We start from the raw sequence: 15733 nt of genomic DNA, 5'->3' as shown, positions 1-15733 counted from the left end.
AATTTTAGGTGACTTATATGGATTAAGAACCTGGGTAGAATATGGATTTCGACAGTGTAAACAAGAGCTAGGCTGGACAGATTACCGTTTCACCAATTTTCAACATATTGAGAGGTGGTGGGAGATTATTTTTTGTGTTTACACGATGATTAGTTTAAATTCTTCCGTCTTATTAGGCTTAAATCAATCTCGTCAACTTGAGACTGAGGCACAAGATCTGAGTGATGTTGATTTTTCTAACCATCCGCAATGGAACCATGAATCTGGATGGAAGAATGCTTTAAATAATCTGCGTCTCATTATCCAACCACTTTTACTATTTTGGTTAATTTATCCTTGGTTAAGTATTTTCCCTAATTCACATTTGTTACTGGGATTCAATCATTTAATTGCCGCAATGAATCAATTTAAACCCTATTATGCTTCTGGATGATTTAGCTCCTGAACTACTTGCTTATTCCGGAAAGTGACAGAAGAGGGGTATCAGTGCTTTTGAGAGCCATTGTTTCGCACTGTTCTTGCGAGGTTGAGGCTGGGGGAGCTGGGTCAGCTGGGAAGGCGCTTCATTTGCAAATTAATGTTGTTTCAAAATCGTCTTGTTTGCAGTTTTGTCTCTGGATGTTTGCAGTTCACTTACTTATACGGTGCATCTTGCATCAATCCTGTTATGAATGTTTTAAAGCTAGGATATACCACCATATTTCCATACCCGCTAATGTGGTCAGCATCAAAAAATAGTGGTTTACGATCCACAGTAGCTTGACACAAATTACCCGGACAAAGCAGAGGGAATGAGTCCCATACGCTTACACCAGAAACCTCTTTTAATAATGTTTGAATTGATACCATTACAGGAAGACGATAATTTATCAATACATCCTTCGACATTTCCAACCCCGGCTTACAGATTGGATTTATTCGGTTAAACCAGTCTGAACATCGAAAATTAGGCGCTCGGAATATTGGTGTTGGTGCCTCGAAAACAACCTTAATTCCTCTTTGGACAAATGGTTTCAATAAGGCGATTGCCTCTTCTGTGGCTTTGGCACGATTAAAAACCGCAGCTTTACCAAACATGGCTTCTCTGACTTCTTCTTCTGAAAAGGATGTCCATTGCTCCGCAAACCGCTTCACTCTTAGACTTGGCAAAAAAATAACATCGCCTGGCTGTACACGAGCAAGAATATCTGTCGTAGTCGATTTATAAAATGATCGGCAGTCAGCTTTCAACCGCTCGATGGGTGCAAAAAGACTAATGTAAGAACAACCAACTTTTCTATAAAGAAATACATTTGTGTTTGTTTCCATGCTTAGTCGCTGGAGCATAGGTACGTAGGCACCAGCATGAGAATCACCTGCTACGAAAAGCTGATTAAAAGTCTTTTGTTCTTGACAATTAGGCCTTGAAAAAGAAGTAAGTTCCCCTCCTTTGATAGAGTTGACACTTATTTCAATTGGGCAACTGCTATTGAATTGATTGAAAGTCGTAAGATCAAATTTGTTAGAATACCATAACCTCTCTTCCTTTGAGACAACACTTAAGGACAGTTGTGGACGATGTGAGAATATTTGTGTATTTGTGGTGTAGCAAACAAGTGCTACAATTACGAGTCCAATAAAAACGATTCTGGCTTTTGGTAAACTACGGATATTGCGAGAATAACGAATGGGTAGTTCAACTAAATAATAGGAAGCAAGTGTTAGTAAAAAAGCAATAAAAATCGCACTAATATAACAGGGAATTGATTCTAGCCCTACAGTCCAACGGAATAATATAAAAACTGGCCAATGCCAAAGATATAACGAATAGGAGATTTTTCCAATGAACACTATAAGTTTATTGCTCAACCCTACACGAAATAGGTTGTTTTTGTTGCCACGTAAAAAGAATAGCAATCCTGTAGTACCAAACACAGGACACAGCGCCCAAGGATAAGGAAAGCGATCTGGGCGAGCAAAAACAAATCCCAAAATCACAAGTGCTACTGAAATATATACTCCAAGTGACCATTTTGACTTCAAACTGGTCTCAGAATTATCATATCTAGGTGCTGCGATCTGATAAAGGATTACTCCAGCTGCTAACTCCCAGAATCGACTAAAAATCGAATAGAATGCCAATGGTGCGCTTCTGCTAGACAGCCAATATGCACAGGCAAGAGAAAAAGCAAAAAAGACAGTAAAAATCGAGATTGAAACATGTCTGAAACGATTATTCTTATCTGCGATAGTCCACCAATAGAACAGCATAGGGAATATTAGATAAAACTGTTCTTCAATCCCTAGAGACCATGTATGAGTGAAAGGGTTAAATTCAGCTTTTGGCCCAAAATAGCTATCGCTTGATCTCATAAGAATCAAATTACTAAGACCAAAAAAAGCATATTTACCTGTTGTTTCTATTCCATCGCTTAACCAAGATTTAGGAATAAATAAAATATCAGCGAGGCTAACAAGTATTAGACAGGTCAACAAGGCCGGAACAATACGCAGAATTCGACGAGCATAAAAAGAGGCTACAAACTTTGCAGGATTCAGCCCTCGTTTTTTAGCTATGGAAAAGCTAACAACGAAACCAGATATTGTAAAAAATATGTCAACTCCAGTAAACCCTCCTGGTAGCCAAGTTGAATTTAAATGATAGATGACAACAGCAAGAACTGCTATTGCACGCAAACCATCAATGTACGGGATATAAGAAGAATCTATGTTATTGCTAGATTTGTCCATAATCAAAAGGTAGTTCTAAGCAGGTAAAACCATGTAATTATAGAGTGTAAATTATTACTGTTTTTACTATAGTTGTGCGACAATTGCACGAATCTTTTTAGTAAAATTACACAAACTTTTTTAGAAATTTACAGTAATTAGATAAATTCTAAGTAATTGTACTATATAAAACTCGTATGTAGAGAAAACTAATTGCCCATGCATCTGTCGGATCGAGCATTGGTTTATTCATTCCCAGTAACGGATATTACACATAATTAGGATTTGGTGGAATAGACGATTAAGAGTGTTTCTACCTCTGACAATGCGTAAGTTCTAATTCATTCTGAAAAAGCTGATTTTTCCGTTCCAAATTTTCCCCGCGTCGATCAAAACGCGAAATCCAAAAACCTACACCTACTCCCTTACTCCCAGCCTAATGCTTCACTAATTTGCTCTGCCAATTTTAAGGGGCGGAAAGGCTTGGCAAAAACAGCAGCAACATCTAAATAAGTAAAACTTTCTCGATCTGACTATTGGACTTTGGCTGTTAATAAAATTACTGGAATTTTTTTTGTAACAGGGTTAGCTTTCAGTTGTTTCAAGGTTGCACGCCCATCCATATCAGGCATCATCATATCTAGGAGGATGACATCTGGTTGGAGATTGGCCGCTACATGCAAGGCTTCTTTACCAGAACTGGCTGTTAACACATGCCAACCAGCACCCATTTCTAATCCCAATTTGGCGATCGCCTGTACGTCTTCTTCATCATCAACAATCAAGATATTTCTGCTCATGGTGACACTCTTGCATCATATATGATGCTGATTAGCTGCATCGCTCTTGAGCTATTTTAGAACGCGATCGCCAAAAAGTGGAGCAGAATTAATTAGATAGAAGCTGCTATTGAGAGGATGCTAAAGGTAATAGGACATAAAACGTGCTACCTTCTCCCAAAATGCTCTGAACCCAGATTTTTCCGTCATGTTGTTGCACGATATTCCGACAAATCGCCAGTCCTAAACCCGTTCCTCCTTTGTTACGGGAATCAGATGCATCTACCTGCTGAAAGCGCTCGAAAATCAGCTGTAATTTATCTTCAGGAATTCCTCGCCCTTCATCTTGGATAGTAATCAGCAGGTGCTTGGTTGTTGCAGATTCATTTTCTTTTGACTTGACGTTCTCGTCGTCTGGGAGTGCAGCACCGATTTTAACAGTGTCGCCTGGTGCTGAAAACTTAATGGCGTTGCTCAGTAAGTTGGTCAGAGTTTGCAGTAAGCGATCGGGGTCTGCCCAAAGTTGAATATTGATAGCATTGACAATTAGCTTAACTTGTGATTTTTCTGCCATTGCTTGCATTGCTTCTGTTGCCGTAATCAGCAATTGAGCAGCGTTGCAGTTCACCTTACGCATGAAGATTTTGCCCGATTTCATCCGCTCTAAATCGAGAATATCGTTCACCAAACGGATCAAGCGTTCGGTATTAGTTGTGGCAATACTCAAAAATTTTTGTCCCTGTGGGTTGAGATTTCCTAGTTGTCCCGCACCTAACAAATCCAATGCTCCCATTGTGGATGTTAATGGTGTACGCAATTCGTGACTCACAAGAGAAATAAACTCGTTTTCTAGACGTTTGCGTTCGGTAATATCGTTGGCAATTAATAAAGCACACTGCACTCCAGATAAATCAATCAATTCGATGGATAGCAGTATGGTTTTAACCTCGCCAAACTTAGTAGAGAATTCAAATTCCTGATTGTGTAATGAGCTAGTCTCCAGCAAAAGTTGAATTGTCTTAGCGATCGCTCCGACATCTTTACCAAAATCTAATTCAGTAATCGTATGTCCAACTACTTCATCTAGAAGATAGCCGCTCATTCTTAAAAAACTGGGATTGACATCAATAAAACGTGCTTCGCTGACTGTGGCGATCGCAATTGGATTGGGACTAGACCGAAAAGCTTTAGTAAACTTCTCTTCTGCCTTGGCGCGATCGTGAATTTCTTGTTGCAAGCGTTCGTTTTGCGCTTGGAGTTGTTTTTGCAGTTTCCGAATTGTCAAATGATTGTCAATTCTTGCTAAAACTTCTTCCAAGTGAAAAGGCTTAGTAATGTAGTCCACTCCGCCAACTGCAAACGCTTTCACCTTATCCAACACATCACCTAAAGCACTGATAAAAATCACCGGGATTTCGCGGGTGCGATCGTTCGCCTTCAGGTGTTGGCAAACTACATAGCCATTCATCTCCGGCATATTCACATCCAACAAAATCAGATCGGGAGGAGCAGCATTTGCCCCTCGCAACCCCGTAGACCCTTTGGTTACACTCCGAACTTTATATCCTTGTTCCGTCAACATGGCGGATAGAAGATGCAAATTTTCTGGCGTGTCATCAATTACCAAAATGTCTGCTTTGGGCGATTGCAGCGACTGGTTAAGCATCACAATATCGATTTGAGCCAGAATAGGCTACTCATTATTCTTCAGCAATTGTAACGTTAGTTTAATCTTTTAATAATTAATTATTACAAAATATTAATAACCCAATTATCCTAAATTGGTAAAAGATGGTAAACCGCCTAGATCGAGTACGGTAATTGCAGCCTTGCGCCCCTACAAATTACAAATTACGAATTACGAATTACGAATTACTATTATCTCCCCTACTTCTCCCCGATTGTTCTTTAACTTAAAAATATCAATCAAAACATTAGCTGAAAACCACAACTAAATACAGCATACCAACACATATAAATAGCGTTATCGAACGTTTAAGCCGATATATACATTAATCTCTAAAAAATCAAATCATAGGTACTTAAACATGACTTGTCAGCAACTTCATTCCCTACCGAAAGCCGCCCAGCTTTTTGCTTCTAGTGCGCTGAATATAGCTTTGAGCGCCAGCGTAGTTTTTTACTCCAGCACGAGTCAAGCAGAGAATAACGGTGCGATACCTGAAGTACTCCAAGGCGAGTGGCTGTACGGTCGAATTTCATCCATCCAATACCAAGACCAATACACGGGACAGTCGGCAGCTCCCAATGGTTCTAGCGATCGCTTCCAGGTAACTGCTAACTCTGAAACCTATGATTGGTCTGTCGAGACAAACGAATACGGACAGCAAGTTTTAGTGCTTGACACCCTCGATGGCAAAGGTCGCGCCCATTACGGGCGACCTCAATGAAGAAGGTGATTTCCAATACAAAATTTCGCTGACAAATAGGGAGTAGAGAAGAGATTATTCTCATGTCCTCGTTGTGTGATTTATCAAATGCACTGGCTCAACTTTTCGCAAAATCTAAAATCGTATTATTTTATGATTCACCACATTTCAATTGCTGTTAACAACCCTGACCACGTCGCCCAAGTTCTCGCAGAAATCTTAAAAGCGGAAGCTGTTCCCTTTTTTCCGAACCCAGGCAGTTATATAGTTATACCTTTCGACGAACACGGTACAGCCATTGAACTTTATCCTCTAGGTTCTCAGATAAAACCTGGCGAAGGTGACGAACAATGTGGATTTGGCAATAACCCTACTAATTCTGGGTTTACAGATATTCATGCAGCAATTTCTGTACCTACTAGCCAGCAAGAAATTGCCCAAATCGGTATCCGTGAAGGTTGGCGTGTATTGCCTTGTAACCGCGATTCTTTCTTTGATGTGATTGAATTCTGGATAGAAAACAGATTAATGATAGAACTGTTAACACCAGATATGACATCGCAATACTTGAGATTTGCATCTCAACGAGAAAATCTCAAATATTTTTTGCCACAACCTACCTTAGCATCAACATGAGCAACAAAGGAAAGGAGAATAGCTTTCCCTTGAGAAAGGGGGAAAAGAATTAAATAAACTTCCTCCCTTTTACTTCTGTTTTTAACTCAAACCGTATTGCCTGTATACTAGCATCCACACTAATTACATTACTTTTGTATCTCATATCCAATACTTAAGTATTGGTTTATCTGCTGAGTTACACCCTCATTCGAGGCATTCACAGTATCTACAAAATGGGTTTCCTCTGACCACAGAGGGAACCCATTTCTCATGCTATCGTCAGTATTAATCGAGTACTATGACATAAGCTTATTGTCATTCATTTTCCTAGGATGGTTTGCTTGTAATCAGTGTTTCAGCCCTGGTTTCATGGAACTTGAACGCTCGTCAGCTAAGAAATAATCGCATTTAAAAAAATCTTTGCAACAATGAATGGCTGTAAAGTTCTATACTTGTCAGCTGTTAGTTGTTTATATAAGAGTAATATTTCAGCCTCCAAAGCTAATTTGCCTTTTTGTTTGATGAGAGTATTAAAATAATTTATATTTTATTAGTAAAAATACTTAAATAATTAGCTTTTATTCAGGAATCAAGGCTTTAATGATTTACTTTTCAGGACTTCCGGAAAAAAAAGACCATGTCAGAAAACTTATATAAGGATTTACTCAGTAACCAGCTCATGAACTACCACACGATCGGTAAAGTGCTACAATCGCGTTACCAAATCGTCCAAAGCCTAGGTGCAGGGGTATTTGGACAAACATACATTGCAGTAGATATAGATTATCCGGATAACCCTAAGTGTGTCGTCAAGCAACTGAAGGTTAGTAATTGTCAAACTAGCTACTTAAACACTTTAAGATTACGCTTTCTCACTGAAACTGAAACCCTTAAGCGTCTGGGACTGCATCAGCAAATTCCAGAATTTATTGCCTGCTTTGAAGAAAACGATCGCTTTTATTTAATACAAGAGTTTATTGAAGGACATGACTTGACCGCCGAACTACCCATCAATAAACAGTGGGGATGCATTTGGTCTGAAACTGATGTGGTGGAGTTTTTAATAGATGTTTTGGGTATTTTAGAATTCGTTCATTCTCAAGGCGTTATTCATTGCGACATCAAACCAGAAAACTTGATCAGACGTGCTGTTGATGGCAAGTTAGTTTTAATTGACTTTGGCTCAATTCAGTCAGTTGATTTTGGCATAGATGGAGAATTACCTATCTATAGCATTCCTGTGACTTCACTAGGTTACATACCACCAGAGCAATTTATTGGACAAACACAACCCAACAGCGATATTTATGCTTTGGGGATGATTGCTATCCAAGCGTTAACAGGAATAGAGCCACTGCAATTACAAGTAGATCCTTATACTAATGAGATTATTTGGCGATCGCCAAATACGCCAGTTAACGATTATTTAGCTGCTGTTCTGAGCCAAATGATCCGCTATAACTTTCAAGATCGCTTCCAGTCTGTAGATGAGGTACTGCGCGTACTGAAACAAATGGCAGGGGAAACTCAGCATATTGCAGCTTTAGAACCAGCTGAGAATGATGCTTCCGAGCAACAGCCTGCATCCGGGAAGCCATCGCCGCTACTAACAGGAATGACAGTCGGACTAGCAGCTAATTCTTTATTGATGGGGTTGGGAGTATATTCTTTACTGAATACTTCTCCAGCTTACTCAGAAACAGAAACTTTATATAAAGCAACTGAAGAATATCAAGCAGGGGATTTGCAAACAGCGATCGCTCTGGCGAAATCGATTCCCTCTTACAGTAATATTTATCCAGAAGCTCAAGCCACAATCGAAGAATGGCAACAGCAATGGCAAGAAGCTGCTCAAAAGTATCTAATAGCCGAAAAAGCTTTAAACGAAGGTAGATGGTCAGATGTTCTGCGTGCTGCTCCTAACGTTCCAGATATCTTATATTGGCAATCCAAAACAGATAAACTAGCTCAACAAGCACGCGTTAACATCGAAGCGCAAACGCAAGATTTATTAACAAAAGCTTACTCTAGAGCTGCGGAAAGAGATTTTTCCACTGCTTTAGAGTATCTGCGTCAAATTCCACAAGAAAGTTCTGCTGGCGCTTTAGTTCAACGCAAGTTAGCTGAATACAATCAAAAACGGCAAATTCGAGCAGCCTACTTTTTACATAACGCGCAAAAGAAAGCATCTGTTGGTGACTTTAATACTGCTGTGAAATTCCTCCGCCAAATTCCCAAAAATACTTCTGTTTACGCTCAAGCTCAGGCTAAACTAAATGAATATACTCAAAAGCAACGGTTACAAACTCAAAGTCAAAAGCTAGCTTTAAGTAAAGTTGCTGTTAAAACAAATTCATTTTCTCCTAAAAATCCAACTGCTAGGATGGAAAATTCTCAACTTGTGAACTCCTTGCAAGAAGTAAATATTCGGTAGTTAAAAATCAATAAATCTATAGGTCAATACAGTTCAAACATCCTCTTATACCAATTTCAATAATCTTTAAGACACATGAATTGTTTGTAAGGGCGAACGGCCATTCGCCCCTACTAAGGATTTCGGGCAACGCAGAATTAATTATCACTTCTATGTCTATTGTCAGAAATTTACCGATAAGAGAAAGATTGAATTTATGACTTTTAACTATCGAATGTTGAGGCTGCTGGAAAAAATCTCCCCGCGATCGCTTTAAGAAACGGTCGGCTTCTGCTATATATCGCTCTATTGAGTGTAAAATTTTTAACGAACTAGGGTAGCAACTCTGACTTTTCACGTCATCTGAAAAAAGGGACGGGGTGTGGGGTGTGGGGTGTGGTAAGACTTTCATGATTTCCCCTACACCCTACCCCCTACCCCCTACACCCAGCATCAACGAGGGTTTTAAGACTTCCCGTGAAAAGTCAGAATCCCTAATCCCCACTCCCTACCTTCAAACTAGGCATAGGATGTGATTGGGATGGCTGTTGGGAAAAATCACAGATTGATTGAAATGGGCAAAAACGGCAGTGCGTTCCGGGATTAGGGGGGAAAACTATGCTGAAATTACTAGTTTTTTCCTGATATCTTTGCAAATCATGCTGGTGTTTGTGGGCAATATTAGCCAACTCAAATTTTAAAGAGTTTAATTCCCCATTGTTGATGCTAATTAAATCAGATTTTTTGCCTAATTCTAAGTTATAAAATGATGCTACAGCTTCCCGTCCTGGATAAAGATAACGAGCAGCCAGTAAATAAACTAATGCCTGTCGGCGGTCAAAAGCAGATTTACCAGTTTTGAAATCTAAAATATGTAAAGTGCGATCGCTCTCAATAAAAACACAATCCATTGCTGCATATAAGCGGAAGTGAAAATCCTCATGGTCAATTAAAATCGGTTTGGGGAAGCCTTCATCGCCCGGAGTCAGTTCAATAATTTGTTTATCCAACAGCAACGGAGTATCGTGATATTTTTTCAAAATTTGCAACACGCGCTGTTGCACTCGATCGGTAGAGTTGCTTAATTTTAGTAGTTGGGCAACTTTTTCTACTCCGTCGGCTTGGTGCAGTAGATGTCGATTATGATGAAATTCATAAACCCCTTTTTGGGCAAGTATCCCAATCCGTTGAGGTGCGGTGGCCTTCGCTAAAAGTGCTTTGACTTGTGGTTCGTGTTGACGTGCTTTAATAAACCCCCGTCTCATCTGGCAATGCCAGCGTTCTTGCCCCGTGGCTGGGGCAACTAAAGACCAAAGGTGATAACTGGCAAACGGTCGATCGGGGGTTAACATTGCTCGACGGCAGTGAGAAAAAATACGGGTGGAGATACTTGCGGCTACGCACGCTTTGCGGGAAGCTTCCTATAGTATTTGGAGAAAGTGGCAAAAATGAGCGCTAGTAGCAATTCCAGTAAGATAAAGTTTGGTACTGATGGATGGAGAGGCATTATTGCTGATGATTTTACTTTCCCCAATGTACGGAAAGTAACAAGAGCGATCGCAAGTTACCTCGAAACAGCCTACTCAAAAGACAGACCAGTTCTTATTGCTTACGATACCCGCTTTTTAGCTGACCAGTTTGCCCGTACAGCAGCTCAAGTCTTGGCTGACTTGGGTTGGACGGTCAAAATTACCGATCGGGATTGTCCCACACCAGTAATTGCTTACAACGCCCGTCACTTAAATTCCGCTGGGGCGTTGATGTTTACTGCCAGTCATAATCCAGCACCATACTGTGGAATTAAATATATCCCCGATTATGCTGGGCCTGCCACTCCAGAGATTACTGATACTATTGTGGCAAATATTGAAAGTGCATCGGATGAGTTACCCAGTAATAACTCAGCAAGTGCAATTTCGACTTTCGATCCCAAACCAGACTACTTACAATTTATCTATACTTTGCTAGATGTAGAACGGATTAGAAGCGCTCAACTAAAAGTTAAGTATGATGCGCTATATTCTACTTCTCGCGGTTATTTAGATGAAGTTTTGCAACATAGTGGGACTCAGTTAGAAAGTTTCCACACTTGGAGGGATGTGTTATTTGGTGGGGGAATGCCAGAACCCAAAGGCGAACAACTTGTGGGGTTAGTAGAAGCAGTCCGCCGCGATCGCGCAGATTTAGGCTTGGCAACAGATGGAGATAGCGATCGCTTTGGCATTGTTGACGAACAAGGCAACGTCCTCACTCCGAACACTGTGCTATTAGTACTAGCACGACATTTAATCAAAAATAAAGGGAAAAGTGGCGCAATTGTGCGGACGGTGGCTACAACCCACTTACTGGATAATCTGGCAGCTAAGTACGGTGTACCAATTTATGAAACAGCAGTAGGCTTTAAGTACATTGGGGAAAAAATGCGAGAGACTACCGTCCTGATTGGGGGAGAAGAATCTGGTGGTTTGAGTGTAATCGGGCATATTCCCGAAAAAGATGGTGTTTTAGCTGACATGCTAGTGGCAGAAGCGATCGCTTATGAAGGTAAACCTTTGAGCCAACTAGTCAAAGAAGCGATCGCTGAAGCTGACGGGCCGCTTTACAATAAGCGTCTTGACTTGCACCTCACAGAAGCTCACAAAACAGCCGTCATCGACTCCTTTACCAAAAATCCACCAAAAGAGGTAGCAGGCATTAAAGTCAAAGAAGTCGGGCGTAAAGATGGTATCAAGCTTTACTTAGAAGAAGGTAGCTGGATACTGCTACGTCCTTCCGGGACAGAACCCCTAGTGCGCGTCTACCTAGAAACCAACTCTCCCGAAAAACTTACCCAAGTTGCTCAAGAGATGGAAAGCTCGATAGCTAAACTAGAAGCAGTAGCAGCTTAATTCAGTTAGGAGTTATGAGTTAAGAATTATAAATTAATAATTCTTAACTTAATAACTCCTTAATTCGATCAAAATATGAAAACTCTAGCTCCTTTTTTCGCATCTTTAGTTGTAGCTATTTGGGTAGTGGCAATCGCAATTATTTCAGTTCAAAACGCCACACCTGTATCGTTAAAATTCTTAACATTTCAATCTGTTCAAATACCAGCAGGTTTAGTTCTGGCTTTCTGTGCTGGTATTGGGTTAATTAGTATGGCATTACTGCAACCTCTATGGGGTTTAGGTGATTCTCGGCAGGGTAATTCGAGATTAGAAGACGATGCCGAGTTTTTTGTTGATGATGAAGATTTTTGATGGATTAGGTTGCTATAAATGTAAATTACAAGAATTTTTATTTTCAGTATGGATTGGATTGAGTTATCAGTGCAATGGATGGGCAATCGCGTGACTATAAAAAAATTATTCTGTAAGTAAGTTGAGAAATTCACTTATGAACTACTGCTGATTTCTACAATTGCTTCTCCTTGCCGCAGTCGTTCTATTGCATCAGGAAAAGCGATGGCCAGTATTTGTTGCAAATTGCGATTTGTCACGTTACCACAGGTCAGCCATAGAATTTGAGGTGGTGTTCCTAACCGACAGGCCAAATCAACAAAGTCGCTGTCTTTTGTCATTATTATCGCGTTAATGACTCGTGCTGCCTCAAAAATCTCTAAATCTTTAGCATCCCGCAATCCAAGTTGTCTTAGTGCAATAGCCTCTACATTAAAAGTGTCAGTCAGCCAAAGTGATAATGTAGGAGGCAACTGAGCATCAATCCAAATTTTCATGCTGTCAGTCGAGGAAAGTCTGTCCGCCGTGCAGCAAACAATAGACAGGCTTGAATATCTTCGAGTTCAAGGTCGGGAAAATCCTCTAAAATCTCAGAAACACTAACATTCTCAGCCAACATTTCTAAAATGTCACTCACACGAATTCTCATGCCTCGAATACAAGGACGACCACCACACTGACCAGGAGTTTGAGTAATACGATTCAACAAATCAACTCTTGAATTCATACAATTTTGCGATCTTAGATAGTTTTATCTAACTTTTATGATACGGCTTGCAGCTTTACTACAAGCGAACACTTCAATGCAATAGACAGGCGATCGCTCCTAAGTTTAGCAGCTTTGGGTTAGTTGTAAATTCAGATAATCGCAGTGTAACTACAGGTACTAACTGGAAATTTATGCGGCTAACAGGGCAGATAGTTGAAATTGACTTAAATGAATATTTTTTAAGTGATGTTGGGCAAATTCTAGGGATTCTTAGAAGCTTTGTTGAAGCTAAACCATAATTAATATATAAAAAGAGGGCAGATATAAAACCCACCCTCAAAGAAATATGAATTAAAACTATCAATCGTTTCTTAATTACCAATTGCAGGCGCACTCAAAGAAACTTTTGGGGCTTCTTTTTGCTGTGCCAATGTCGGTACAGAGTCACGTAACCTTTCTGTCAATTGTACAGTTGTAGAGTCGTACATTTGAGTGAGTAATTTCGGATAGAAACCAATACCAATAATTGGTACTAACAAACAAGCAATGATAAACACTTCGCGGGGTTCGGCATCTATCAGTGCTTGGTGAGAAACTAATTCTTCGTTCTCTTTGCCGTAGAAAATTTCTCGCAACATTGATAGCAAATAAATCGGGGTTAAAATTACTCCCACTGCCATCAAGAAGACGACGATGACTTTGAATGTAGGGTTGTAAGCATCACTAGTAGCAAAACCGACAAACACCATTAACTCTGCCACAAAACCACTCATTCCTGGCAATGCCAAAGAAGCCATCGAACAAGCAGTGAACATGGCGAAAATCTTCCGCATTCTCTTACCGACACCACCCATTTCATCTAACATCAGAGTGTGTGTCCGGTCATAAGTCGCGCCCACAAGGAAGAATAAACTCGCCCCAATTAATCCGTGAGACACCATTTGCAGTACTGCACCACTCAATCCCAAATCTGTGAAGGAAGCAATACCAATGGTGACAAAGCCCATGTGCGAAATTGAGGAGTAGGCGATTTTTCGCTTGAGGTTGCGCTGGGCAAAGGATGTCAGGGCTGCGTAGATAATATTAACTACCCCCAAAATTACCAATACTGGCGCAAAATAAGCATGGGCATCAGGTAGCATTTGGGCATTCATACGAATCAAGGCATAACCGCCCATTTTCAACAGAATACCTGCTAGCAACATGTGTACGGGGGCTGTAGCTTCACCGTGGGCATCCGGTAGCCAAGTATGTAAGGGAATGATGGGTAACTTGACGGCATAAGCAATCAAGAAGCCAGCATAAAGCAACAACTCGAAATTGAGGGCGTAGTCTTTGAGGGCAAGCGATCGCATGTCAAATGTGACTGTATCGCCATAAAAGGCCATTGTCAAAGCACCGACCAAAATAAACAGCGAACCGCCAGCAGTGTACAAAATAAATTTGGTTGCTGCATATTGCCGCTTTTTACCACCCCAAATCGCCAGTAGCAGGTAAACCGGAATCAATTCCAGTTCCCATACCAAGAAAAACAGCAGCATATCCTGGACGGCGAACACGGCAATTTGACCGCCATACATCGCCAACAGCAAAAAGTAAAATAGCCTGGGCTTGAGAGTCACAGGCCAAGCCGCTAAGGTTGCCAGGGTAGTGATGAAACCAGTCAAAATAATTAAGGGCATAGACAAGCCATCTGCCCCTACCGACCATTTCAAATCTAGTTGCGGTACCCAGGGGTAACTCTCTACCAGTTGCAAATTGGGATTGGAGAAATCGTACCCAGTATTAAAAGCGTAAACAATTAGTGCAAAATCAATCAATCCCACAACCAAGGCATACCAGCGGACTGTTTTGCCATCTTTATCTGGGATGAAGGGAATCAGTAGTGACGCGGCTATCGGTAAAAGGATAATCGTCGTCAGCCACGGGAAATTAGCTGTATTCATCACAATTCGTCTGCAATCAAAATCATGTTTGGCAAAAAGTCACTAGTTATTAACTAACAGCTTTTTGGGGATTTGGTCTTCCTCGTTAGGTTGATTTAATTAAATTAACAATCCGCAGTTTTTTCTCTTGGGAGTCTGTTTTGACAGTTAGGGTGCGGAATGTGGGTTAGGATACTCCCAATCCAGTCAAAAATTTCCCCGAAAGAAGCCACTAACTAAAGTTATAGCGATGCGATCGCCTAGTCCAACCCAGAGGTTGCTAAAAATACACGATGCTGTTTGGTAGTTGTCCAAAAAAGCATCACAGGAGAAACAACCCTATGATAATCGGACAAATTGAAAATCCAGTGGTTTAGCTTGGATTGATGAACAAGAGCCGAAAGCATAAATATTAGCTGACCTGCAAGAGTCTGTGCAACAAGCAGCAGTAGGACAAACTTTCCCAGTTTTAGAACTTTGGGACGATATCAAAGCTTAGGTGTATGGCAGAAGTTTGCTTGACATCTACCTTCAAAAGTAAAGTGACGATCGCTCTCATCACTACAATAGGCGATCGCACTATAAAATTGACGATTAGTTTTTCATAGAGAAAGTGCGATTATTTGCGATCGCTTATCTACTAAATTTCGCTCTGTTGCCAGTTTTGCTAACCGCCAATACGCAGAAGACCATTTAAGATTTTTGCAGCGAACTATCCCAACGGAAATTTTGAGATGATGTATGAACCACCAGATTCTGTAAAAGAAGATTTAAATATTTAACAAAATTTAGGGGGTCTAAATCCCCTAATAATTCTTTAACTTAGTGTTAGCCAGCTTCATCACTAAGCATTTTTATAATATGTTTTGCAAGTTGCTCATTGATTTCTCTTTGTCTGGGAACGGCTTGAGAAATTTTTGTGATTTGATTCTGATACCAATCATGTTTGCCACCATGACGAACGAAGAT

12 protein-coding genes and 2 pseudogenes are annotated in these 15733 nt (G+C 40.5%); 7 read left to right on the top strand and 7 right to left on the bottom strand.

The window, feature by feature from the left end; genetic code table 11:
• A pseudogene (locus I8752_RS28685) lies at positions 1 to 433 on the top strand (IS701 family transposase); the annotation flags it as partial.
• A gap of 200 nt (positions 434 to 633) precedes the next feature.
• Here I8752_RS28685 and I8752_RS28680 read toward each other — a convergent pair.
• The 3 genes and pseudogenes from I8752_RS28680 to I8752_RS28670 all read right to left on the bottom strand — a co-directional run bounded on the left by I8752_RS28680 (position 634) and on the right by I8752_RS28670 (position 5154).
• On the bottom strand, positions 634 to 2730 hold the full coding sequence (locus tag I8752_RS28680) for an acyltransferase family protein (RefSeq protein ID WP_214435614.1): 2097 nt from the start codon (positions 2728 to 2730) through the stop codon (positions 634 to 636).
• A gap of 404 nt (positions 2731 to 3134) precedes the next feature.
• Positions 3135 to 3509 (bottom strand): annotated as a pseudogene (locus I8752_RS28675) (response regulator).
• 106 nt (positions 3510 to 3615) lie between these two features.
• Positions 3616 to 5154 (bottom strand): ATP-binding response regulator, encoded by a 1539-nt coding sequence (locus I8752_RS28670; RefSeq protein ID WP_214435613.1) that lies wholly within the window; start codon positions 5152 to 5154, stop codon positions 3616 to 3618.
• Positions 5155 to 5536: 382 nt separating this feature from the next.
• On the opposite strand from I8752_RS28670, the gene I8752_RS28665 reads away from it, so the two are divergent.
• The 3 genes from I8752_RS28665 (at position 5537) to I8752_RS28655 (ending at position 8930) form a co-directional block, all read left to right on the top strand.
• Positions 5537 to 5899, top strand: a complete 363-nt coding sequence (locus I8752_RS28665) for a hypothetical protein (protein WP_214435612.1) — start codon at positions 5537 to 5539, stop codon at positions 5897 to 5899.
• 132 nt (positions 5900 to 6031) lie between these two features.
• Positions 6032 to 6514: a hypothetical protein gene (locus I8752_RS28660; protein ID WP_214435611.1), complete on the top strand. Its 483-nt coding sequence runs from the start codon at positions 6032 to 6034 to the stop codon at positions 6512 to 6514.
• Between the two features lie 661 nt (positions 6515 to 7175).
• Positions 7176 to 8930 carry a serine/threonine-protein kinase gene (locus I8752_RS28655; protein ID WP_214435617.1) on the top strand — a complete coding sequence of 585 codons (1755 nt, stop codon included), beginning with the start codon at positions 7176 to 7178 and terminating at the stop codon, positions 8928 to 8930.
• 473 nt (positions 8931 to 9403) lie between these two features.
• On the opposite strand, the gene I8752_RS28650 is transcribed toward I8752_RS28655, so the two are convergent.
• Positions 9404 to 10261, bottom strand: a complete 858-nt coding sequence (locus tag I8752_RS28650; RefSeq protein ID WP_214435610.1) for a PD-(D/E)XK nuclease family protein — start codon at positions 10259 to 10261, stop codon at positions 9404 to 9406.
• Positions 10262 to 10357: 96 nt separating this feature from the next.
• On the opposite strand from I8752_RS28650, the gene I8752_RS28645 reads away from it, so the two are divergent.
• Both I8752_RS28645 and I8752_RS28640 read left to right on the top strand, forming a co-directional pair.
• Entirely contained in the window at positions 10358 to 11797 is a 1440-nt protein-coding gene (locus I8752_RS28645) for a phosphoglucomutase/phosphomannomutase family protein (RefSeq protein WP_214435609.1), read from the top strand.
• Between the two features lie 75 nt (positions 11798 to 11872).
• Positions 11873 to 12151, top strand: coding sequence for a LapA family protein (locus tag I8752_RS28640; protein ID WP_214435608.1), 279 nt, complete (start codon positions 11873 to 11875; stop codon positions 12149 to 12151).
• Between the two features lie 134 nt (positions 12152 to 12285).
• Here the strand turns inward: I8752_RS28640 and I8752_RS28635 are convergent, their stop codons facing one another.
• Positions 12286 to 12627, bottom strand: a complete 342-nt coding sequence (locus I8752_RS28635) for a DUF5615 family PIN-like protein (RefSeq protein WP_214435607.1) — start codon at positions 12625 to 12627, stop codon at positions 12286 to 12288.
• On the bottom strand, positions 12624 to 12857 hold the full coding sequence (locus I8752_RS28630; RefSeq protein ID WP_214435606.1) for a DUF433 domain-containing protein: 234 nt from the start codon (positions 12855 to 12857) through the stop codon (positions 12624 to 12626). The genes I8752_RS28635 and I8752_RS28630 overlap by 4 nt, the downstream gene beginning before the upstream one ends.
• 47 nt (positions 12858 to 12904) lie before the next feature.
• Between I8752_RS28630 and I8752_RS28625 the strand changes: the two genes are divergently transcribed.
• Positions 12905 to 13138: a hypothetical protein gene (locus I8752_RS28625; protein WP_214435618.1), complete on the top strand. Its 234-nt coding sequence runs from the start codon at positions 12905 to 12907 to the stop codon at positions 13136 to 13138.
• A gap of 72 nt (positions 13139 to 13210) precedes the next feature.
• Here I8752_RS28625 and ndhD1 read toward each other — a convergent pair whose 3' ends face one another.
• Positions 13211 to 14785: a photosynthetic/respiratory NAD(P)H-quinone oxidoreductase subunit D1 gene (ndhD1, locus tag I8752_RS28620; protein ID WP_214435605.1), complete on the bottom strand. Its 1575-nt coding sequence runs from the start codon at positions 14783 to 14785 to the stop codon at positions 13211 to 13213.
• Positions 14786 to 15733 lie beyond the last annotated feature (948 nt).

Origin of the sequence: Dendronalium phyllosphericum CENA369, from assembly GCF_016056275.1 — a bacterium.
In the GTDB taxonomy this organism is placed as follows: Bacteria; Cyanobacteriota; Cyanobacteriia; order Cyanobacteriales; family Nostocaceae; genus Dendronalium; species Dendronalium phyllosphericum.
This window is presented reverse-complemented; position numbering and strand designations above follow the sequence as displayed.

Excerpts from the sequence above, each read along its gene's own strand:
- I8752_RS28680 (WP_214435614.1), bottom strand. The coding sequence starts at position 2,730 with ATGGACAAATCTAGCAATAACATAGATTCTTCTTATATCCCGTACATT.
- I8752_RS28670 (WP_214435613.1), bottom strand. The coding sequence starts at position 5,154 with ATGCTTAACCAGTCGCTGCAATCGCCCAAAGCAGACATTTTGGTAATT.
- I8752_RS28665 (WP_214435612.1), top strand. The coding sequence starts at position 5,537 with ATGACTTGTCAGCAACTTCATTCCCTACCGAAAGCCGCCCAGCTTTTT.
- I8752_RS28660 (WP_214435611.1), top strand. The coding sequence starts at position 6,032 with ATGATTCACCACATTTCAATTGCTGTTAACAACCCTGACCACGTCGCC.
- I8752_RS28655 (WP_214435617.1), top strand. The coding sequence starts at position 7,176 with ATGAACTACCACACGATCGGTAAAGTGCTACAATCGCGTTACCAAATC.
- I8752_RS28650 (WP_214435610.1), bottom strand. The coding sequence starts at position 10,261 with ATGTTAACCCCCGATCGACCGTTTGCCAGTTATCACCTTTGGTCTTTA.
- I8752_RS28645 (WP_214435609.1), top strand. The coding sequence starts at position 10,358 with ATGAGCGCTAGTAGCAATTCCAGTAAGATAAAGTTTGGTACTGATGGA.
- I8752_RS28640 (WP_214435608.1), top strand. The coding sequence starts at position 11,873 with ATGAAAACTCTAGCTCCTTTTTTCGCATCTTTAGTTGTAGCTATTTGG.
- I8752_RS28635 (WP_214435607.1), bottom strand. The coding sequence starts at position 12,627 with ATGAAAATTTGGATTGATGCTCAGTTGCCTCCTACATTATCACTTTGG.
- I8752_RS28630 (WP_214435606.1), bottom strand. The coding sequence starts at position 12,857 with ATGAATTCAAGAGTTGATTTGTTGAATCGTATTACTCAAACTCCTGGT.
- ndhD1 (WP_214435605.1), bottom strand. The coding sequence starts at position 14,785 with ATGAATACAGCTAATTTCCCGTGGCTGACGACGATTATCCTTTTACCG.